The sequence below is a fragment of the Bradyrhizobium sp. U87765 SZCCT0048 genome (genome assembly GCF_018131225.1).
Taxonomy (GTDB): domain Bacteria; phylum Pseudomonadota; class Alphaproteobacteria; order Rhizobiales; family Xanthobacteraceae; genus Bradyrhizobium_A.
Window position 1 is genome coordinate 2,588,421 of sequence record NZ_JAFCMM010000001.1, and the last position, 19,378, is coordinate 2,607,798.

The 19,378-nt window shown below is 65.7% G+C and carries 21 protein-coding genes; 9 read left to right on the forward strand and 12 right to left on the reverse strand.

The window, feature by feature from the left end:
• The first annotated feature begins 54 nt into the window (after window positions 1-54).
• Window positions 55-582 carry an inorganic diphosphatase gene (ppa, locus tag JQ639_RS11415; RefSeq protein WP_211966210.1) on the forward strand — a complete coding sequence of 176 codons (528 nt, stop codon included), beginning with the start codon at window positions 55-57 and terminating at the stop codon, window positions 580-582.
• A gap of 114 nt (window positions 583-696) precedes the next feature.
• Here the strand turns inward: ppa and JQ639_RS11420 are convergent, their stop codons facing one another.
• Window positions 697-1,116 carry a DoxX family protein gene (locus tag JQ639_RS11420; RefSeq protein WP_211966211.1) on the reverse strand — a complete coding sequence of 140 codons (420 nt, stop codon included), beginning with the start codon at window positions 1,114-1,116 and terminating at the stop codon, window positions 697-699.
• Between the two features lie 28 nt (window positions 1,117-1,144).
• Window positions 1,145-1,756, reverse strand: a complete 612-nt coding sequence (wrbA, locus tag JQ639_RS11425; RefSeq protein WP_211966212.1) for an NAD(P)H:quinone oxidoreductase — start codon at window positions 1,754-1,756, stop codon at window positions 1,145-1,147.
• A 121-nt stretch (window positions 1,757-1,877) separates the two neighbouring features.
• Between wrbA and JQ639_RS11430 the strand changes: the two genes are divergently transcribed.
• A complete protein-coding gene (locus JQ639_RS11430) occupies window positions 1,878-2,798 on the forward strand; it encodes a LysR family transcriptional regulator (protein ID WP_211966213.1) in 921 nt (306 codons plus the stop codon).
• A 9-nt stretch (window positions 2,799-2,807) separates the two neighbouring features.
• On the opposite strand, the gene JQ639_RS11435 is transcribed toward JQ639_RS11430, so the two are convergent.
• Both JQ639_RS11435 and JQ639_RS11440 read right to left on the reverse strand, forming a co-directional pair.
• Window positions 2,808-3,584 (reverse strand): lipase family alpha/beta hydrolase, encoded by a 777-nt coding sequence (locus JQ639_RS11435; protein ID WP_211966214.1) that lies wholly within the window; start codon window positions 3,582-3,584, stop codon window positions 2,808-2,810.
• Window positions 3,585-3,732: 148 nt separating this feature from the next.
• Window positions 3,733-5,007, reverse strand: coding sequence for a D-2-hydroxyacid dehydrogenase family protein (locus tag JQ639_RS11440; protein WP_349644604.1), 1,275 nt, complete (start codon window positions 5,005-5,007; stop codon window positions 3,733-3,735).
• Between the two features lie 257 nt (window positions 5,008-5,264).
• Between JQ639_RS11440 and JQ639_RS11445 the strand changes: the two genes are divergently transcribed.
• Genes JQ639_RS11445 through JQ639_RS11470 form a run of 6 tightly spaced genes read left to right on the forward strand, consistent with a single transcriptional unit; the run spans window position 5,265 to window position 12,067 of the window.
• Entirely contained in the window at window positions 5,265-6,866 is a 1,602-nt protein-coding gene (locus tag JQ639_RS11445) for an ABC transporter substrate-binding protein (RefSeq protein ID WP_211966215.1), read from the forward strand.
• Window positions 6,867-6,920: 54 nt separating this feature from the next.
• Complete coding sequence (locus JQ639_RS11450) at window positions 6,921-7,901, forward strand: ABC transporter permease (RefSeq protein WP_211966216.1); 981 nt, start codon at window positions 6,921-6,923, stop codon at window positions 7,899-7,901.
• Between the two features lie 9 nt (window positions 7,902-7,910).
• Window positions 7,911-8,873 (forward strand): ABC transporter permease, encoded by a 963-nt coding sequence (locus JQ639_RS11455; RefSeq protein ID WP_211966217.1) that lies wholly within the window; start codon window positions 7,911-7,913, stop codon window positions 8,871-8,873.
• 11 nt (window positions 8,874-8,884) lie between these two features.
• On the forward strand, window positions 8,885-9,874 hold the full coding sequence (locus JQ639_RS11460; protein WP_211966218.1) for an ABC transporter ATP-binding protein: 990 nt from the start codon (window positions 8,885-8,887) through the stop codon (window positions 9,872-9,874).
• The gene (locus JQ639_RS11465) at window positions 9,871-10,884 is read left to right on the forward strand and encodes an ABC transporter ATP-binding protein (protein WP_211966219.1); all 1,014 of its coding nucleotides are present in this window, start codon (window positions 9,871-9,873) and stop codon (window positions 10,882-10,884) included. Before JQ639_RS11460 ends, JQ639_RS11465 begins: the two co-directional genes overlap by 4 nt.
• A gap of 10 nt (window positions 10,885-10,894) precedes the next feature.
• On the forward strand, window positions 10,895-12,067 hold the full coding sequence (locus tag JQ639_RS11470; RefSeq protein ID WP_211966220.1) for a M20 aminoacylase family protein: 1,173 nt from the start codon (window positions 10,895-10,897) through the stop codon (window positions 12,065-12,067).
• 21 nt (window positions 12,068-12,088) lie between these two features.
• Here JQ639_RS11470 and JQ639_RS11475 read toward each other — a convergent pair whose 3' ends face one another.
• The 8 genes from JQ639_RS11475 to JQ639_RS11510 form a co-directional block, all read right to left on the reverse strand.
• Window positions 12,089-12,700, reverse strand: a complete 612-nt coding sequence (locus JQ639_RS11475; RefSeq protein WP_211966221.1) for a TPM domain-containing protein — start codon at window positions 12,698-12,700, stop codon at window positions 12,089-12,091.
• A complete protein-coding gene (locus JQ639_RS11480) occupies window positions 12,700-13,479 on the reverse strand; it encodes a TPM domain-containing protein (protein WP_211966580.1) in 780 nt (259 codons plus the stop codon). Before JQ639_RS11480 ends, JQ639_RS11475 begins: the two co-directional genes overlap by 1 nt.
• Window positions 13,480-13,509: 30 nt before the next feature.
• The gene (locus JQ639_RS11485; RefSeq protein WP_371745068.1) at window positions 13,510-14,076 is read right to left on the reverse strand and encodes a LemA family protein; all 567 of its coding nucleotides are present in this window, start codon (window positions 14,074-14,076) and stop codon (window positions 13,510-13,512) included.
• Window positions 14,077-14,180: 104 nt separating this feature from the next.
• Window positions 14,181-15,470: a DUF445 domain-containing protein gene (locus JQ639_RS11490; RefSeq protein ID WP_211966223.1), complete on the reverse strand. Its 1,290-nt coding sequence runs from the start codon at window positions 15,468-15,470 to the stop codon at window positions 14,181-14,183.
• 104 nt (window positions 15,471-15,574) lie between these two features.
• Window positions 15,575-16,057: a phasin family protein gene (locus JQ639_RS11495; protein ID WP_211966224.1), complete on the reverse strand. Its 483-nt coding sequence runs from the start codon at window positions 16,055-16,057 to the stop codon at window positions 15,575-15,577.
• Window positions 16,058-16,209: 152 nt separating this feature from the next.
• On the reverse strand, window positions 16,210-16,809 hold the full coding sequence (locus JQ639_RS11500) for a GNAT family N-acetyltransferase (RefSeq protein WP_211966225.1): 600 nt from the start codon (window positions 16,807-16,809) through the stop codon (window positions 16,210-16,212).
• Window positions 16,806-17,888, reverse strand: coding sequence for a PHA/PHB synthase family protein (locus JQ639_RS11505; protein ID WP_211966226.1), 1,083 nt, complete (start codon window positions 17,886-17,888; stop codon window positions 16,806-16,808). The genes JQ639_RS11500 and JQ639_RS11505 overlap by 4 nt, the downstream gene beginning before the upstream one ends.
• Complete coding sequence (locus JQ639_RS11510) at window positions 17,885-18,274, reverse strand: hypothetical protein (protein WP_371745069.1); 390 nt, start codon at window positions 18,272-18,274, stop codon at window positions 17,885-17,887. Before JQ639_RS11510 ends, JQ639_RS11505 begins: the two co-directional genes overlap by 4 nt.
• Before the next feature lie 174 nt (window positions 18,275-18,448).
• On the opposite strand from JQ639_RS11510, the gene JQ639_RS11515 reads away from it, so the two are divergent.
• Window positions 18,449-19,366 carry an alpha/beta fold hydrolase gene (locus JQ639_RS11515; protein ID WP_349644602.1) on the forward strand — a complete coding sequence of 306 codons (918 nt, stop codon included), beginning with the start codon at window positions 18,449-18,451 and terminating at the stop codon, window positions 19,364-19,366.
• The last annotated feature ends 12 nt before the right edge of the window (window positions 19,367-19,378 follow it).

Consider the following 19,378-nt stretch of genomic DNA (forward strand, 5'->3'; position numbering starts at 1 on the left):
TTCCTGTCGCGCAAACGACCCCGGCCCACCGGCCGGCCCAGGAGACACTTTGCTATGAATATCAATGCCATCGCCGTCGGCAAGAACCCTCCCGAGGACGTCAATGTCATCGTGGAAGTGCCGATTGGCGGCGAACCCATCAAGTACGAGCTGGACAAGGATGCCGGCACGCTGGTGGTGGACCGCTTCCTGCACACCCCGATGCGCTACCCCGGGAACTACGGCTTCGTGCCGCACACCCTGTCGGACGACGGCGACCCGATCGACGTGCTGATCGCCAACACCCGTCCGATCGTGCCGGGTGCCGTGATCAACGTGCGGCCGATCGGCGTGCTGCGCATGGAAGACGATGGCGGCGGTGACGAGAAGATCATCGCGGTGCCGACCCCGAAGCTGACCAAGCGCTACGAGAACGTTCACAACTACACCGACCTGCCGACGATCACCCGTGATCAGATCCAGCACTTCTTCGAGCACTACAAGGATCTCGAGCCGGGCAAGTGGGTCAAGCTGATCGGCTGGGGCGATGCCGACGAGGCACGCCGGCTGATCGTCGAGGCGATCGAACGGGCGAAGAAGTAACACCGCAGGGTCGCGAGCAAGCGACACACGTCAAAACACCCGCGCGGCCTGGCCTCGCGGGTGTTTTTGCTTATCGGCGCAGCCTCTGCTGTTCAGCTAGAGGCGCTCGCCGGATCAACGGCGTCCGTCGAGGCTGAACGCGCCGGCGCCGAACGCAACCACCTGCAGAAGACCGCCGGTGATGGCAAGGTTCTTCATGAAGTGGATCATCTGGTTCTGCTCCGCGAAGTTGTTGTGGAAGCCGAACGCCGCGGCCAGCGTGAACACCGCGAGGACCAGCGCCACGGCGCGCGTCTGATAACCGAGGACCAGCAGCGCGCCACCGCCGACCTCGACCACCACCGCAACGATGTAGGCAAGCAGCGGCGCGGGAAGCCCTGCCGACGCGATGTAGGCCTGAGTCGGCCCCGGTGCGAACACCTTGCCGACGCCGCTGAGCAGGAAGATCGCCGCCAGCAGCAGGCGGCCGAGCGCGGGGACGTAGGTCGTCAGTGCGCTCGCGGACTCACGGCTGTCAATTGTCGAGACACTCATGGTCGAACTCCTCTCGATCAGGTTGGGATCAGGCCGCGGCCTTGAGCGCCTTGGCCACGGTCGCGACGCGCTTGCCCTGGAAACGGGCGACTTCGAGATCGTCGGCGGTCGGCGGCGTCGCCTGGTTGAACGACACGGACGACGCGCCGTAGGGCGTGCCCGCCTTGAACAGCGAGGCGTCGGCATAGCCGAGCGGCACGATGATCAGGCCGAGATGGGCCATCGGGTTGTAGAGCGAGATCAGGGTCGACTCGTTGCCGCCGTGGGGCGTCGAGGAAGAACCGAACACCGAGCCGGCCTTGCCGTTCAGCTTGCCCTGGAACCAGAGGCCGCCGAGGCTATCGATGTAGGCCTTGAGTTCGGACGACACCGAGCCGAAGCGGGTCGGGGTGCCGAACACGATGGCATCGGCCCACTCGGCATCGGCCTCGGTCGGCGCTTCGTACTTGGCGTTGAGGGCAGCCGCCTGATCGGCCCAGCCGGGCACCGAGTTGATGATCTCCTGGCTGACGACCTCACGGGCGCGGCGCACGCGCACTTCGGCGCCGGCGGCGCGGGCGCCATCGGCAATCGCATTCGCCAGCGCCTCGGTGACGCCGGAACGGGAGTAAAACGCAATCAGGACTTTGGGTTTGGACATGGCAGGTTCCTCGTTTGAGGCGTCCCCGGTGGGGGCGCATTGACCGTCTCCGCTCAAATGGACCTGTCCGCGCATTCTGAAAAGTCATATAATATCGAACTTATCGTTCGAGATTCTTGATATGAAGAAGTCGCCTCCGCCGTTCGACCCCAAGCCTCCGACCCTCGACCAGCTGCAGATCTTCCTGGCCATCGTCGAGGCTGGCAGCTTCGCCGGAGCGGCACGCCGGCTGCGGCGGGCGACATCGGTCGTGAGCTATGCCATCACCAATCTGGAAGCCCAGCTCGGCCTGACGCTGTTCGACCGCGCCTCGACCAAAACGCCGCAACTGACGGAAGCCGGCCGCGCCGTGCTCGCCGATGCGCGCACCATCGCGCTCGGCGTCGGCGATCTGCTGGCGCGGGCACGCGGCCTGATCTGGGGACTGGAGGCGGAGGTCGCGCTGGTGGTCGACGTCATGCTGCCGATGGCCAAGCTGGCCGTGGCGCTCGACGCTTTCCAGAGCGCCTTCCCCACCGTCACGCTGCGGCTGCATGTCGAGGCACTCGGCGCCATCACCCAGCTGGTGCTCAATGGCACCGCGAGCGTCGGTATCGGCGGCCCGCTGCTGGCCAATGTCGATGGACTGGCGACGCAGCAGATCGGCGCCGTCCGCCTCATTCCGGTCGCCGCGCCCTCACACCCGCTCAGCGCTCAAGGGGCGACGCTGGCGAGCGCCGCGCGCAAGAGCGTGCAGCTCGTCCTTACCGATCGCTCTGAACTGACAAAGGGACAGGAGTTCGGCGTCGTCGCGGTACGCACATGGCGGCTCGCCGATCTCGGCGCCAAACATGCGCTGCTGCTCGCCGGCGTCGGCTGGGGCAGCATGCCGGAGCCCATGGTGCGCGACGACCTGGCGGCTGGACGGCTGGTTCGCCTCAACCTCGACAACTGGGAGAACGGCGCCTATCCGCTGCAGGCCGTGCATCGCACCGACAAGCCGCCGGGGCCGGCGGCGCGCTGGCTGATGTCGCAGCTCAGGGACGTGCTGTCGACCGACTGACCGCCGCCGTCACCGGTTCGGATCGGGGAAAACGAGGCTGCGCCAGCCGCCGCGGTCGAACGGCTGCCACGCGCCTTCCGGCTGCGCCAGACGATCGGCGACCGCATAGACCACCGCGGGATGATGGCCGAGGCCGCAGTGACTGCCATAGACCTCAATGTTCTCGGAGTAGCTGCCCGCCTTCTCCATGCAGCCCTGCCAGGCGCAAACCCCATCGGTGCGGCTGAAGATCGCCGTCGTCGGCACCGGCGGCGTCTCCGACAGCGGACCGCCGAACCCGGTCTCGACCGCGGCATCGTCGGCGCGCTCGCCGCTGACAAACTCGTAGACGCGCCAGGCATTGGTCGCCTTGGGGTGCGCCGCGAACGGACTGCCGAGCGTGATCACGCCGCGCACATGATCAGGCAGCATCTTGGCGAGCTGGCGGGCATAGAGACCACCGAGACTCCAGCCGACAAGGCTGAGCTTGCGGCCATGGGTTTCCGTGATCTGCTTGACGAGATCGACCATGCCGTCCTGCACGCCATCGCGCAGGCCGAAGTTGCGGCCGAGGCCCCAGCCGCTCACCGCATAACCGTGGTTCTTGAGAAAGCTGCGCAGCGGCCGGGTCGACACGTCGCTGGTAACGAGGCCGGGCAGCACGAGCACCGGATGCCCGTCGCCCTTCGCGGTCATGCTGAGCAGCGGCAGCGTGGCGTAGAACGCACCGAGCTCGTGCAGCGCCCGTCCCTCAAGCATCATCAGCAGCTTGGAGGGCGGTCGCAGGGTCTGGGCTTCAAAGGCCATCCGGCATTCCTCTGTTCACGAGGCCCAACCGGGGCCGACAAAGGAAATGTGGCGATGATTCCAGAAGATTTAAACCAGTCTGCGTCACCACGACACGGAATTACGGCATTATAATACCGATTACTGCGCTGCATCTGCGATCAAAACGTCACAGGTCCTGGGCAATCTGCACAAAGTGCGGGCGGCTCGCCGTGTGCGCGAGCGCCGCCGGATTCACCACATTCGTCGGATTGCCCGCCGCATAGGCGAGGACCTGGTCGAACACATCCGCAAACTGCAACTCGTATTCCTCGTGCGTAACGTAGCCGATATGCGGCGTGCACACGACGTTGGGCATCGTCAACAACGGATCATCGGGATCGCGCAGCGGCTCCTGGTCGAACACGTCGATCGCGGCGCGGCCGGGACGGCCGGCACGCAGGGCCGCAACCAAGGCACCCGGCGCGATCAGGCCGGCGCGGCTGGTGTTGACCAGCAGCGCCGTCGGCTTCATCCGCGCGAGGTCCGCAGCCGTGACGATGCCGCGGGTTGCCGCGACGAGACGCATGTGCAGGGACACCACATCGCATGTCGCGAGAAAGACGTTCCGGCTCTCCGCGATCTCGTAGCCATCGCTGCGCGCTCGCGCGCGCGATGCCTCGCTCGCCCACACCAGCACGCGCATGCCGAAGGCGTGGCCGTAGCCGGCAACCGTACGGCCGATGCGGCCGTAGCCGTAGATGCCGAGCGTCTTGCCGCGCAGCGTGTGACCGACACCGACCTGCCAGTGCCCGGCCTGCAGTGCCGTCATCTGCCGCGGCAGATCGCGCATCGCCGCCAGCACCAGCGCCCAGGTCAGTTCCGCCGCCGCATAGGATGGCGTGCCGTCATGCTGGCTCGACGACACGACGATGCCGCGCTGTGTGCAGGCATCGATGTCGATGTGCGGATAGACGCTGCGCTGGCTGATCAGCCGCAGCTTCGGCAACCGCCGCAGCAACGCCTCGCGGATCGCGGTGCGCTCGCGGATCAGCACCAGCACCTCGGTATCCTTCAAGCGTTCGGCGAGCGTATCGATGTCGTCGGTATGATCCGTCCATACCGCTACGTCATGACCGGCAAGCTTGCCGAAGCACGGCAGTGTCGGCAGCGTATCGAACCAGTCGTCGAGGATGGCGATCGTCAGCGCTTTCGCCGGGGATTGCGGTGCCGGCGCGGCAGCTTCGTCCCGCAGTACGTCAAGGCCGGCCTTGGTCAACTCGATTAGCGCCACGCCGTCGTCGCCGCGCCGGCGTCGCACGAGACCCTGCTCGGCCGCGTCTTCCCAGATGGTCAGACGCGGACAGCTCGTGCGCCAGGCGTCCAGCACCTCGGCATAGGGACGCGGTCCGGCGGCGAGCCATTGCAACAGATCGACAATCAGCGCGTTCGGTCTCTCGCTCATGAGCCATGGCTACCACGCGCCATGGGTGCGCGGCCAATACGCGCGCGGCACGAAAACAAGACGTCATGCATATGCCGGCACAGCGACAATCACGCATCCCTGCGCGTGCATTGCACAAGCTGACATCAACCCGCGCCGCCAAATCCGGCTTGCTCCGCTTCCAAACTCTGGCAACATGGGTGGCATGCCAGATGCGGGCGTCCTGTCGGGAGCGCCGCATCGGCGAAGCTTCGTGTAATCCACGGAGGCGTCGATTCATGCAGTTCCGTCCCCTCGTGCTCGCCGCTGCCGCCGCGCTGACGCTCCTCGCCGTGGCTCCCCTGTCCGCCCAGACGCTGCGCTATGCCAACCAGGGCGACCTGAAGTCGCTGGATCCCTATACGCTGCAGGAATCCACCACGATCGCCCATCACGGCAACGTCTATGAGGGACTGGTCGCGCGTGACAGAAACCTGCAGATCATCCCGGGGCTCGCGGAAAGCTGGGAGACGCCGGAGCCGACGCGCTGGCGCTTCCACCTGCGCAAGGGCGTCAAGTTTCACAACGGCGACGACTTCACCGCGGACGATGTCGTATTTTCCGCCGATCGCGTCCGCGCCACAGGATCGAACTTCCAGACCCGTGTTCCGGCCGGCGCGAGGGTCGTGAAGATCGACGACTACACCGTCGACTTCATCCTGCCCTCGCCCAACCCGATCCTGACCTCACAGTGGGACAGCTGGTACATCATGGACAAGAAGTGGGCGGAGGCGAACAACGCCACCGCCCCGACACCGGTCGCGGCGACAACACCGAGCTATGCCTCACTCCATGCCAACGGCACCGGTGCGTTCATGATCGAGAGCCACGAACCCGGCGTCAAAACCGTGTTCAAGGCGAACCCGAACTGGTGGCGCAAGCCGCTCGAACACAATCTCAAGGAGATCGTGTTCACGCCGATCAAATCCGACGCCACCCGCGTCGCCGCCCTGCTGTCAGGCGAAGTCGACCTCATCGAGCCGGTGCCGATCCAGGACATCGATCGCGTCAAGGCCAGCGCCAACGCCACGGTGCTGACCGGACCGGAGGTCCGCACCATCTTCCTCGGCATGGACCAGACCCGCGACGAGCTGCTCTCCTCCAGCGTCAAGGGCAAGAACCCGTTCAAGGATGTCCGGGTCCGCGAAGCATTCTTCAAGGCGATCGATATCAATCTGATCAAGACGCGGGTGATGCGCAACCTGTCGACGCCATCGGCGCTGATGATCGCACCCGAACTGTTCAGGCTATCAAAGGATTTCGTGCGCCCCGCCTACGATCCGGCGTTGTCGAAGAAGCTCCTCGCCGACGCCGGCTATCCCGACGGCTTCGAAGTCGGCATGGATTGTCCCAACGACCGCTATGTCAATGACGAGGCGATCTGCCAGGCCGTGGTCGGCATGCTGGCCCGCGTCGGGATCAAGGTGAATCTGCTGGCACAGCCCAAGGCGCTGTACTTCGCCAAGATCCTCAAACCCGGCGGCTACCAGACGTCGTTCTATCTGCTGGGCTGGACGCCGAACACGCTGGATTCGCACAACGTGCTCTACGATATCATCGGCTGCCGCGACGATGTCAAAAGCCCGCGCGGCGAGACCAATCTCGGCGGCTACTGCAACAAGAAGGTCGACGCGCTGACCGACCAGATCCAGGTCGAGACCGACACCGGCAAGCGCGACCAGCTGATCAAGCAGGCGTTCCAGCTCGTGATGGACGACTACGGCTACATCCCGCTGCACCAGCAGGCGCTGGCCTGGGGCGTGTCGAAGCAGGTCAAGCTCGCGCAACGCCCCGACAATCAGGTGCTGCTGTACTGGGCGGCCAAGGACGCCAGGGAGTAGGCCATCGCGTTTTCCACGACCATGTCGTCCGACACCACACGGTGAAGCCACCCGATGCTCGCTTTCACGCTTCGTCGCGCACTGCAGGCCGTCGGCGTCCTGTTCGCCGTCGGCATCATCGCCTTCGCGATGTTCCGCTTTGCGGGCGATCCGGTCAACCAGATGGTATCGCTGGACACATCCGCGGCGCAGCGCGCTGAGATGCGCCATTCGCTCGGCCTCGACGATCCCGTCCTGCTGCAATTCGCGCATTTCATCTGGCATGCCCTGCGCTTCGACTTCGGCGTCTCCTACCAGTTCCGCCAGCCGGTGGCGTCGCTGCTGATCGATCGGATGCCGGCGACACTCGAGCTTGCGACCTGCGCCACCGTGCTGGCGCTGGCCTTCGGCATCCTGTTCGGGGTCTATTCGGCGCTGCGCCGCGATTCGCTCTTCGCCCGGTTGCTGCAGGTGGTGTCGCTCGTCGGCATCTCGCTGCCGACCTTCCTCATCGGCATTCTGCTGATCTACCTGTTCTCGGTGACCCTCGGCTGGCTGCCATCCTACGGCCGCGGCCAGACCGTGCGGATCGGCCTGTGGAGCACAGGCCTGCTCACCACCTCCGGGCTCAAATCGCTGATCATGCCCGCCATCACGCTCGGCCTGTTCCAGATGACGCTGATCATGCGGCTGGTGCGCGCCGAAATGCTCGAAGTGCTGCGCACCGATTACATCCGCTTCGCCCGCGCCCGCGGCCTCACCACGCGCGCGATCCATTTCGGTCACGCCCTGCGCAACACCCTGGTGCCGGTGATCACCGTCGCGGGCCTTCAGTTCGGTTCGGTTATCGCGTTCGCCATCATCACCGAAACCGTATTCCAGTGGCCGGGGATGGGGTTGCTGTTCGTGCAGGCGATCCAGAACGTCGACATTCCGATCATGGCAGCGTACCTGCTGCTGGTGTCGCTGATCTTCGTCGGCATCAATTTTGCGGTCGACATTCTCTACGCCGTGATCGACCCGCGCCTGCGGGCGAGCATCGGCGGACCGGCCTGAGGCTGCGGCATGAGCACATCGCCGTTCGACGACATCACCGACGCCTCTGCCCGCCACCGGCAGTCGCGCTGGCACAGCGTCCTCGACAGCGACCTGTTCCACGCCTTCCGCCGCTCGCGCCTCACGATGATCGCCGCCACCGTCACTGTGGTCTTCTTCGCACTGGCGACCTGCGCGCCGCTGATCGCGGTGCAGAACCCGTTCGACCCGGCGCAGCTCGAACTGCTCAACTCGCGCATCCCGCCGCTGTGGAGCAGCGAGGGGCAGGCGCCGTTCCTGCTCGGCACCGACGAACAGGGCCGCGATGTATTCTCGGCCATTCTCTATGGCCTGCGCATCTCGCTCAGCGTCGGCGTGCTCGGCATGCTGCTGGCAGGCACCCTCGGGACCGGCCTCGGGCTGATCGCCGGCTATTTCGGCGGCCGGATCGACAGCGTCATCATGCGTATCGCCGACATCCAGCTGACGTTTCCGGCAATCCTGATCGCGCTGCTGATCGACGGCGTCGCCAAGTCACTGCTCGGCAACCATCTCAACGCCGCCCAGACCCTCACCGTGCTCGTCATCGCCATCGGCCTGAGCTTCTGGGTACAATATGCCCGTACCGTGCGCAGCTCGGTGATGGTGGAGAAAGGCAAGGATTACGTCGCCGCCGCGCGCCTGGTCGGGCTGCCGGCGCGGACCATCATGCTGCGCCATGTGCTGCCGAACGCCATGGGACCGATCCTGGTGCTGGTGACCATCAATCTCGCGCTCGCCATCATTACGGAGGCCACGCTGTCCTTCCTCGGCTCTGGCATGCCCGACACCATGCCTTCGCTCGGCACCCTGATCCGGATCGGCAACAATTACCTGTTCTCCGGTGAATGGTGGATCGTCACGTTCCCGGGCCTTGCGCTCGCCATGCTGATCCTCGCGATCAACCTGGTCGGCGACTGGCTGCGTGACGCCCTCAATCCCAAGCTGCGCTAGCGGAACGCCGCATGACCGCACCCGCCCTCTCGCTGCGTCATCTCAAGGTCGATTTCGTCACCCGCCGCGGCACGCTGCATGCGATCGATGACATCTCGCTGGATATCGACGGCGGCGAGATTCTCGGCGTCGTCGGCGAATCCGGCGCGGGCAAGACAGTGACCGGCCTTGCCGTAATCGGGCTGATCGACCCGCCCGGACGCGTCAGCGGCGGAACGATTCACCTCGGCGGCCAGCGCATCGACGATCTTTCGCCGGACGAGATGCGTAACGTACGCGGCGGACGCATCGGCATGATCTTTCAGGATCCGCTCACCAGCCTTGATCCGCTGTACCGCATCGGCGACCAGTTGGTCGAGACCATCCGCACCCACACCCGCCTGTCGCCCGCCGACGCGCGCCGCCGGGCCATCGCGTTGCTGACCGAAGTCGGCATTCCCGCTGCCGAGCGCCTGATCGATGGCTATCCCCATGAGTTCTCCGGCGGCATGCGCCAGCGCGTGGTGATCGCGCTGGCATTGTGCGCCGGGCCCGAACTGATCATTGCCGACGAGCCGACCACCGCGCTCGACGTTTCCGTGCAGGCCCAGATCATCGCCCTCCTGAAGCGACTGGCGCGCGAACATGGCACCGCGGTGATGCTGGTGACCCACGACATCGGCGTGATCGCCGAGATCGCAGACCGCGTCGCGGTGATGTACGCAGGCCGCCTTGCCGAAGTCGGTCCTGTCCGCGAGGTGGTGCAGCAGCCGCTGCATCCCTACACCCGCGGCCTGATGGGTGCGATCCCGACCCTCGAGGGCAACACCGCCCGCCTCGTCCAGATTGCGGGCACGATGCCGCGCCTTGCCGCCATTCCGGCAGGCTGCGCGTTTCACCCGCGCTGCCCGTTTGCCTTCGATCGCTGCCGCCAGGAGCGACCGGAATCGATGACGATCGCCGGTCGCACCGTCGCCTGTCATCTCTACGATGGCCATGCCGCGGCGGAGTCAGGCGCATGAGCGGGCCGGCCTTCGTCAGGTTGCGCGGCCTGCACTGCACGTTCGAGGTGTCGCGCCCCTGGCTCGACCGCGCACTGGGAGGCGGTCGCCGCGAGTTCGTCCATGCGGTCAACGGTGTCTCGCTGGACATCAGGAAGGGCGAGACTTTTGCACTGGTCGGCGAATCCGGCTCGGGCAAGAGCACGGTGGCGCGGATGACCGTCGGCCTGCTGAAGGCGTCCGCAGGCGACGTGGTGATCGATGGCGTGTCGATGACCGATCCGCGCCAGGCCGACACGCGACGACGGCTGCGCCGCCGCATCCAGATGATCTTCCAGGACCCGTATGCCAGCCTCAACCCGCGTTTTCGCGTCGGCGCGATCGTCGCCGAGCCGATCCGCGCCTTTGGCCTGATCGATGGCTCACAGGCGATTCAGCGCCGTGTCGGCGAACTCCTCGCGTTGGTCGGCCTGCATCGCGACGATGCCGAACGGTTTCCTCACGAATTCTCTGGCGGCCAGCGCCAGCGCATCGCCATCGCGCGCGCGCTCGCCTCCGAGGCCGAGCTGATCGTTTGCGACGAGCCGACGTCGGCGCTCGACGTCTCGGTACAAGCCCAGATCCTCAACCTGATGAGCGACCTGCAGGACCGCCTTGGCCTCACCTACCTGTTCATCAGCCACAATCTCGCTGTCGTGCGCCACATGGCGCATCGCATCGGCGTCATGTATCTCGGCCGTCTCGTCGAAATCGCACCGGCGGCGGCGCTGTTCGCTTCCCCGCGCATGCCCTACACCCGGATGCTGCTCGGCGCGGTGCCGGACCTGACACTGTCCGGCCGTCCACGGGTTCCCGTCCGGGGCGAGATGCCGAACCCGATCGATCCACCGCGCGGCTGCGCATTTCATCCGCGCTGCCCGTTCGCCTTCGACCGTTGCCACACCGAAATCCCGGAGCTGATCGACGGTGTCGCCTGTCACGGTGTAGAAGAACAGCGGATCGCAGACCCCTCCGCACCCGCCACAGCCTAGGATCGTCGCCATGCCCATCGTCAACCGCGTCTCGGACCTGCATGCGGAAATCGCTGCCTGGCGGCAGGATATCCACGCCCATCCGGAGCTGCTCTACGATGTCCATCGCACCGCCGCGCTGGTCGCTGATCGACTGCGGACGTTCGGCTGCGACGAGGTCGTGACCGGCCTCGGCGACACCGGCGTCGTCGGCGTCATCCGGGGCCGCCAGCGGGAAGGCGGCGATGCACGCACCATCGGCCTGCGCGCCGACATGGATGCGCTGCCGATCGAGGAGGAAACCGGCCTGCCTTACCAGTCCACCACGACCGGCAAGATGCATGCCTGCGGCCATGATGGCCACACCGCCATGCTGCTGGGCGCGGCACGCTATCTTGCCGAGAGCCGCAACTTCGCCGGCATCGCCATCGTCATCTTCCAGCCGGCGGAGGAAGGCGGCAACGGCGCCGAGCGTATGATCCATGACGGCTTGCTCGAGCGCTTCGCCATCGACGAGGTCTACGGCATGCACAATCGCCCCGGTCTGCCGCTCGGCCAGTTTTCGATTCGCAGCGGCGCCTCGATGGCCTCGACCGATCGGATCGACATCACCATCGAGGGCAAGGGTGGCCACGCGGCACGGCCGCATGTCGCCATCGACAGCTTGCTCATCGGCACCCAGCTCGTCGGCCAGTTGCAGTCAATCGTGTCGCGCACCATCGACCCTCTCGACTCCGCCGTGGTCTCGATCTGTGAATTCCATGCCGGAAATGCCCACAACGTCATCCCGCAGCGTGTCAAGCTGAGCGGTACCGTGCGCACGCTCAAGGCGGAAACGCGTGATCTGATCGAACAGCGAATCCATGAGATCGCCGACGGCGTCGCCCGCATGACCGGCGCACGGATCGCGCTGAGCTATCGCCGCCAGACCCCGGTGCTGGTCAACCACGACACCGAGGTCGCAGCCGCCGCCCGCATCGCCGCCGACATCGTCGGCGAGCCGAACGTCCTGGTCGGCGTTCCACCGGTGATGGGCGGTGAGGATTTCGCCTTCATGCTGCAGGCGCGCCCCGGCGCGTTCATCAATGTCGGCAACGGTGACAGCGCGCCGCTGCACCATCCAGCTTACGACTTCAACGACGAGGCGATCGTATTCGGGACGTCGTACTGGATTCGTCTGGTGGAGACGCTGCTGCCGGCCTGACGCCGCACCCGCCCCGAGAGCTCAGATCAAATAGACCCGATCGGGCAGTTCGTCGCGGCTGTCGACGGTGCGCGGAAAATGCTCGGCCAGCCTGGTGCCGCAAATCCCGATCGCGGCCAGAAAGCCGTCACCGACGCGCCCCTCGCGCAGATGCGTCACCAGCGCATCGACGGCGCCCTGCCATTCGGCCTGCGGGACCTTCGCCGCAATGCCGTCATCGGCGATGATCCGCACATAGTGCTCGGCCAGCGACACGAAGATCAGGATGCCCGAGCGGTCCTTCTTGCGGGCGATGCCGCGGATCACGAACTGCTCCATGGCCACCCGATGCGCCACCGCCCGGCGCGCCCGCCGCGGCATCAGCGCCACCCGGACGCGCGGAATGCACAGCACCAGCATCAGCACCGCGAACAGCGCGACCTGCAGCACCAGGATGCGCTGCACCGGGAGTGCCGTGACCGCAATCAACAGCCAGGGCAAGGCCAGCGCGACCACCGCCGCGAGGAACACCGGCAGCGCGGTGGCATCCGCCGACGCCCGCGCCAGCACGCAGACGATCTCGCCGGATGTTCTGGCTTCCGCAGCGCGAATGGCCTGCGCGATCCGGTCGCGATCCTGCTCCGACAGACTCATCACCAGCTCCCCGAAGCCCCGCCGCCGCCGGACGAACCGCCGCCGCCGGAGAATCCGCCCCCATCGGAAAATCCACCGCCCCCGGAAGAGCCGCCGCGTCCCGACGCAGCGGCGCTGATGACCGCATTGAGCAACACATTGAAGAAGAACCAGCGGAACCCCGGCGAAACAATCAAGAGAATGCCCAGCCCGATCAGGCCCGCCACCAGCATCCAGTTCCAGGCGTCATCCTGCTGGTTGTCGAGGCGCAGCGCCGGCTTCTGCTGCCACTCGGAGGCATCGGTCGTCAGCACCGTGATGATGTCGTCGACGCCGCGCGCCACGCCGTCGCCGAAATCACCCGCCTTGAAGCGCGGCGCGATCGCATTGGTGATGATCACCTTGGACAGCGCGTCGGTCAGCGTGCCCTCGAGGCCATAGCCGACCTCGATGCGCACCCGCCGCTCGTTGGGCGCCACCAGCAGCAGCACGCCATTGTTCTTGGTCTTCTCGCCGAGCTGCCAGGTGCGGAACAGCTGGTTGGCGTAGGGCTCGATCTCCTGGCCCTCGAGGGACGACACCGTGGCGACGACGAGCTGGATACCCGACTTGTTCTCGAGATCGACGAGCTTCTGCTCGATCGCGGTGCGCGTCGCTGCCGGGATGACGTTGGCCTGATCGACGATGCGCCCGGTCAGTTGCGGAGACGTCAACGCCAGCGCCGCGACCAGCGACCACAGCAGCACAACGGCGGCGCCGAACGGCGCCGCCCAGTGCCTTGCTGCCGGCACGGTCTTCATCCCGGTGGTACTGAGCCGCACGGCGATGCGTCAGAACTTGACCTGCGGCGGCGTCTGGGCGCCTTCGGTGGCCGTGAACTCGGCCATCGGCTTGTTGGCGCGGAAGAAGGTCGACGCCCACAGCACGCCCGGGAAGGTGCGCAGCTCGGTGTTGTAGACCCGCACCGCCTCGATGTAGTCGCGGCGCGCCACGGCGATTCGATTCTCGGTTCCCTCGAGCTGCGACTGCAGCGCCAGGAAGTTCTGGTTGGACTTGAGGTCGGGATAGTTCTCGCTCACCGCCAGCAGCCGCCCGAGTGCACCGGAGAGCTGGTTCTGGGCGTCCTGGAATTGCTTGAGCTTGTCCGGATCGGTGAGCTGCGAGGCATCGATCTTGACCTGGGTCGCCTTGGCCCGCGCCTCGACCACTGAGGTCAGAACGTCCTTCTCCTGCTTGGCGTAGCCCTGCACGGTCGCCACCAGGTTCGGGATCAAATCGGCGCGGCGCTGATAGTTGTTCTGGACGTCGGCCCACTTCGCCTTGGCCTGCTCCTCGAGCGTCGGAATATTGTTGTATCCGCAGGCGGACACCGACAGGCCCAGCAGTACGACGGCCATGAGGGTGCGAAGACGGGACGTGATGATGGTCATGGATGCTCCTGGCGGGCGCTTGGACTGACGCGGATCATAGAGCAACCGGCGCGCGTGACGCAAATACCGGCTTACATGAACCGGATGAGGTATTCCGCGGTGTAGAGAACGAGGCCGGCCAAACCGCCGATCAGCATGCCGTTGAATCGGATATATTGCAGATCGTGACCGACATTGAGCTCGATCACGCCAATCAGCTGGCGCATGTCCCAGGACTTCACCTGGTCGGCGATGAAGGAGGAAACGCCGCTCTTCTGCGCGGCGATGAAGCTGCGCAGCACCACGACGAGACCCTGGTTGATCTCGGCGCGCATGTCCGCATCTCCCGCGAGCTGGCGTCCGGCTTCCATGAACAGCGTCGACAGATGATGATGCAGTAGCGACGCCGTCTGCCCCTGCCCCTCGTCGAACATGGCGATCACGCTGGACCACAGATGCTGGGCGAGCTCGCCGAGTTCCGGTCGCGCCAGCACGTCGCGCTTGAGCTGCTCGATGCGCTCCGCATAGGAGGGATCGGTCTCCAGACGATCGACGAAGGAGCGCACCATCCGGTCTAACTCGCTGCGGAAGGGATGCTGCGGGTCGGTGCGCACATCCTCGAAGAACGAGGTCGCGGAGGCCACCACCTTGTTGAGGACGTACTTCTCGGCGCGGTAGAGCTTCAGCAGGGTCGGCAACTCGGCGCGAATGCGGTCGCGGATCGCCGCCAGCGTCTCGGCATTGTTGAGCGCGCCATGCACCGCCACCAGCAGGTCGTCGAGCAGGGCCTGGTGCCGGCCGTCGCGGACGAAGCCACGCAAGGTCCCGGCAGCAAGCGGCGCAAGGTCGAGCGCCTGAATCTGGCCGACGATCCGGCGGATGAAGAAGGTCTTCAGCCCGGAATTGTTCACCGCCGACAGGGCCTCGGGCAACAAATGCAGCACGAAGCGGGCGAGATCGCCGCTGCGCTTGCGGTCGTCCAGCCATTGGGCGACGAAACGGGCAAAGTCGGTCTGCTGCAGCTTGGCGCTGACCGCATCGTCGCGCAGGAAATGCACTTCGATGAAGTCGCCGAGCTTGTCGGCGATCCGCTGCTGGTTGGTCTGGATGATCGCGGTGTGCGGAATCGGAAGGCCCAGCGGACGGCGGAACAGCGCGACCACCGCATACCAGTCGGCAAGTCCGCCGATGGTCGCCGCCTCGGCAAAGGCAGCCACGAAGCCGAAGACCGGATGGCGATCACGCAACGTGCGGGCCACGATCAGCACCAGCAGGCAGCCGCCAAGCGCAGCGGTCGCCAGCGCCTTGATCCGGCGCAGCTGCGCGGCACGCGCCGCATCGCCCGCATCGATCGCAAGGGAAAGACTGTCCGTGGCCGCCATGCCGTCACCTCACCACGGAGACAGATAGACCAGATCGGGCAAAAGCAAAGGCCCGCGTCAGCGGGCCTTTGTACAGGATACGCGATACAACGCCTGGGACGCGGTTACGCAACCTTGTTGAAGGCGACGACCTTGGAGAGGTTGTCCTGCGCCGACTTGGCGCCATCGGCGAACAGCTTGCCGACATACTCCGACGCCGACTTGGCGCGGGAGACGGTCACTTCGCCCTGGGTGCGGATCAGGTCAGCCTGGATCTGCACGGCCTCGCTCAGCGACTTGGCCGAAGCCAGACGCTCGATGCCGGCGAAGAACGCCTCGGCGTCCTCGTAGATCGCCTTCTGGATGCTGCGGCTGATCTTGGCGGTCTCGGTCACCGAACCGGCGACAGCGGTCTCGATCGCGCCAGTCAGCTTGTCGGCACCGGTGTGGATCTCGGCCGCGCGCTCCTTGGCGCTGGTGGTCGAGCGCTTGACGAAATCGCGGGCAGCCTCGGGAACTTGCAGGTTCTGAACGTTCTTCAGCGCGTCGGTGACCGGCGCGAAGGCGTCCTTGAAAGCGTTCAGGTACGAATTGGTTTCAGTGGTCATGACATCCTCCATCCTCGGTTTGAGCTATGGGCTCACCCCGTCACATGGCCCGGGGCGAGGTCGTTATGTCACACCCCATGGTGCGCCGCAACATAATATTGCGGTGCAATATCACGCTTTAGTGAGCTTTGACGAAAGAGGTATTATAAAACCTATTGTCGTACTGCATCCGGCAGTCCATAGGCTTCGAGCTGGGCCCGGACCTCGGCCACATTGTGCCCGAGAACGACGATGTCGTGGGTCCGGCCGGCGAGATCCTTCACATGGTTGCGCAACAGCGCCTCGGCGCGAAAGCCGAGCCCCTCGAAAATGGCGATCGCCCCGGTCTGGTCGACGGTCATCTGCACGATCAACTTCTCGAGCCCGATCGACAGCGCCAGCGCAAAGGTCTCGTTGGACAGCGCCCGACCGACGCCGAGGCCGCGCACGTCCGTGGAGATCACCATGCGGATTTCGCCGACATGGGGAGACCACGACAGCGGATCGCGCACGATGGTGCCGCAGCCGACCACCGCGCCGTCCCTGACCGCGAGCACGCTGACGATCGACCCCCGCTCGATCTCCTTGACCCACGCCGAGAGCACCTTCGGTTCGGTGATGTTGCGTGGCAGGAATAGCAGGTCGTGCGCCGGAAGCCCGCGCGCAAACGTCAGGACGGCCGCTTCGTCGGCCGGCCCCATCAGGCGGAATTCGATCGAACCGCCATCGGTGCGGACATGGCGGGGATAGGATCGCGTCTCGGTGCTGTTCATACGGATCGCTCGCTCAACCAGGAATCGAGTTTGGGCCACAGGCGCTTGATCGCATTGGCGCCAGCGACGAGGCTGACATGACCGCCCTTGAGGATGATCTCCTCCTTGTCCGACGAGCCGATCCGTTCGATCAGGTGACGCGCGGCGTCATAAGGCACGATGTGATCGTGTTCGGCGACGGCATGCAGGATCGGCACCTTGATGCGGGCGAAATCGGCAGGGTGGCCACCGACGGTCATCGTGCCCTCGTAGAGCTTGTTGCCCCACATCAGGTCCTTCGTGATCTGGCGGAAGTATTCGCCGGCCAGCGGCAGGGTATCGGTCGCCCAGCGGTCGAACATGCGGTACGACTTGACGTACTCGTCGTTCCAGATGTTCTCCCACAGTTGCACCTGACTGATCGCGCGGGACGCCGGCCGCAGCATTTCGAACGACGACAGGATCATCTCCGGCGGCACGTTGCCGACGCCATCGACGAGCTGGTCGACATCGAAATAGCGCTTGTCCGAAAAATTCTGGAACAGCGTCATCTGCCGGAAATCGATCGGCGTCGTGAAGCAGACGAGATTCCTCAGCGGCCCCTTCTCGAAGATCGAGGCATACAGCAGCGACAGCACGCCGCCAAAACAGTAGCCGACGATATTGACGTCCTCGACCCCGGAATCCTCCTGCACCCGACGCACGCAGTCCGGGATGAAATCGAGGACGTAGTCCTCCATCCGCAGGTTCTTCTCGTCCGGGCGCGGCGCACTCCAGTCCAGCATGTAGACGTCGAAGCCGCGCTTGAGCAGGAACTCGACCAGACTCTGGCCCGGGACCATGTCGAGGATGTAGCCGCGATTGGTGGTCGCCATCACGATCAGCAGCGGCACACGATAGATCTCGTCCGCGAGCGGCCGGTAGTGATAGAGATTCATGGTACCGCGCGATGCCAGCACGTCCTTCGGCGTGGTGCCGAGCACCGGCGCCGATGAGCTGAAGTATTCGACGCCCTTGATGCTGCGCTGGATCGCGCGCTGGATCTCCTGCTGGATGCGATCGGCGACGTCCGGATAAGCGGTTTGCGCGGCGCCACTCATGCGGAACCTCCTCCCGAAGCCGACGGCGGCTGCCGTGTGCGCGGGGGCCGCGGCGTTGCCGCCAGCCCGGAGGCAGGCGTGGCACTGTCGCTGTGAACCCGCTGCAGCAGGGACTTGATCTCCGCGAGCTGCCCCTCGATCGCCTGCAGCCGCTCGCCCATGTTGACGAGTTGCGCCCGGCTCGGCAGGTTCATGCTGGCGAGATAGCGCTCCATGAGATCGCCGACGGTCTTTTGCGCGCCGAACGTCGCGCCGCCGGCCTGGTTCATCGCGCGGCTGAATTCGCGCGAGCCCATCGCCTGGTTGGCGAAGGCATTGAACCCCTTCTCCAGCTCGGCGAGATAGGTCCGCCAGATCTCGGCCGGGTCATTGCTGTTGGACATCAGGCCTCCCCTCCACGCCCGGATGCGATGGCGCAAGGCCTCGTCCGTGATCTTGTTGCAGTCAGTCTCCCGCAACAGCGCGGTCGCGGTCAAGCGGCACGTTCGCGGCCACACTCTGGCGCGCCGCAGCGGGATTGGTTAATGCTGCGACAGGGCGTCCAGCATCCGGAGAGCATCGTGACCGACAGCACCGCGACCCACGAGCAGTTCGTCAAGGCCAACGGCATCGAGCTGTGCTGCGAGAGTTTCGGCGCCGCCGACGCCGAGCCGCTGATCCTGATTATGGGCCTCGCCGCGCAGATGACCCACTGGGACGACGAGTTCTGCCAGCAGCTCGCCGATCGCGGCTTCCGCGTCATCCGCTTCGACAACCGCGACATCGGCCGCTCGACCAGAATGACGGCACACCCGCCAGTCGGTATCCAGGCCGTGATCCAGGCGCAGCTCGCAGGCCGGCCGCTTCCGGCGCCCTACCTGCTGCGCGACATGGCGCAGGACACCGTCGGCCTGATGGATGCCTTCGGCATCGGCGCAGCACACATCGTCGGCGCCTCGATGGGCGGCGCGATCGCCCAGGAACTGGCGATGAACCATCCGAACCGGGTGCGCTCGCTGACATCGATCATGGCGACCTCCGGCGATCCGTCGCTGCCGCCACCGACGCCCGAAGCCATGGCGGTACTGATGGCGCCGCCGCCGAAGACACGCGACGAGTACATCGCCGCCTTCGCCCGCAACTGGAAGGTGCTGCGCGGCCCGAATTTTCCCGAGGACGAGGCCAAGGATCGCCAGCGCGCCGAGCGCACGTTTGCGCGCGGCCTCAACCCGCCCGGCGTCGCGCGGCAGCTGCATGCGATCATCGCCTCCGGCAGCCGCAAGCCGCGCCTCAAGGGCATCACCGTGCCGACCCTGGTGATCCACGGCGCGATCGATCCGCTGGTGCCGCCGCAGGCCGGCCAGGATGTCGCGAACACGGTCCCCGGCGCCAAGCTGGTGATGATCCCGGCCATGGGCCACGCCTTGCCGATTCCGCTATGGCCTCAGATCATCGACGCGATCGTCGATCACGCCCGGGCCGCGCCCGCCAGGGCGTGATCGCACGACGAC

Coding starts and splice junctions, on each gene's coding strand:
- ppa (WP_211966210.1), top strand. CDS start 55: ATGAATATCAATGCCATCGCCGTCGGCAAGAACCCTCCCGAGGACGTC.
- JQ639_RS11420 (WP_211966211.1), bottom strand. CDS start 1,116: ATGAGTGTCTCGACAATTGACAGCCGTGAGTCCGCGAGCGCACTGACG.
- wrbA (WP_211966212.1), bottom strand. CDS start 1,756: ATGTCCAAACCCAAAGTCCTGATTGCGTTTTACTCCCGTTCCGGCGTC.
- JQ639_RS11430 (WP_211966213.1), top strand. CDS start 1,878: ATGAAGAAGTCGCCTCCGCCGTTCGACCCCAAGCCTCCGACCCTCGAC.
- JQ639_RS11435 (WP_211966214.1), bottom strand. CDS start 3,584: ATGGCCTTTGAAGCCCAGACCCTGCGACCGCCCTCCAAGCTGCTGATG.
- JQ639_RS11440 (WP_349644604.1), bottom strand. CDS start 5,007: ATGAGCGAGAGACCGAACGCGCTGATTGTCGATCTGTTGCAATGGCTC.
- JQ639_RS11445 (WP_211966215.1), top strand. CDS start 5,265: ATGCAGTTCCGTCCCCTCGTGCTCGCCGCTGCCGCCGCGCTGACGCTC.
- JQ639_RS11450 (WP_211966216.1), top strand. CDS start 6,921: ATGCTCGCTTTCACGCTTCGTCGCGCACTGCAGGCCGTCGGCGTCCTG.
- JQ639_RS11455 (WP_211966217.1), top strand. CDS start 7,911: ATGAGCACATCGCCGTTCGACGACATCACCGACGCCTCTGCCCGCCAC.
- JQ639_RS11460 (WP_211966218.1), top strand. CDS start 8,885: ATGACCGCACCCGCCCTCTCGCTGCGTCATCTCAAGGTCGATTTCGTC.
- JQ639_RS11465 (WP_211966219.1), top strand. CDS start 9,871: ATGAGCGGGCCGGCCTTCGTCAGGTTGCGCGGCCTGCACTGCACGTTC.
- JQ639_RS11470 (WP_211966220.1), top strand. CDS start 10,895: ATGCCCATCGTCAACCGCGTCTCGGACCTGCATGCGGAAATCGCTGCC.
- JQ639_RS11475 (WP_211966221.1), bottom strand. CDS start 12,700: ATGAGTCTGTCGGAGCAGGATCGCGACCGGATCGCGCAGGCCATTCGC.
- JQ639_RS11480 (WP_211966580.1), bottom strand. CDS start 13,479: ATGAAGACCGTGCCGGCAGCAAGGCACTGGGCGGCGCCGTTCGGCGCC.
- JQ639_RS11485 (WP_371745068.1), bottom strand. CDS start 14,076: ATGGCCGTCGTACTGCTGGGCCTGTCGGTGTCCGCCTGCGGATACAAC.
- JQ639_RS11490 (WP_211966223.1), bottom strand. CDS start 15,470: ATGGCGGCCACGGACAGTCTTTCCCTTGCGATCGATGCGGGCGATGCG.
- JQ639_RS11495 (WP_211966224.1), bottom strand. CDS start 16,057: ATGACCACTGAAACCAATTCGTACCTGAACGCTTTCAAGGACGCCTTC.
- JQ639_RS11500 (WP_211966225.1), bottom strand. CDS start 16,809: ATGAACAGCACCGAGACGCGATCCTATCCCCGCCATGTCCGCACCGAT.
- JQ639_RS11505 (WP_211966226.1), bottom strand. CDS start 17,888: ATGAGTGGCGCCGCGCAAACCGCTTATCCGGACGTCGCCGATCGCATC.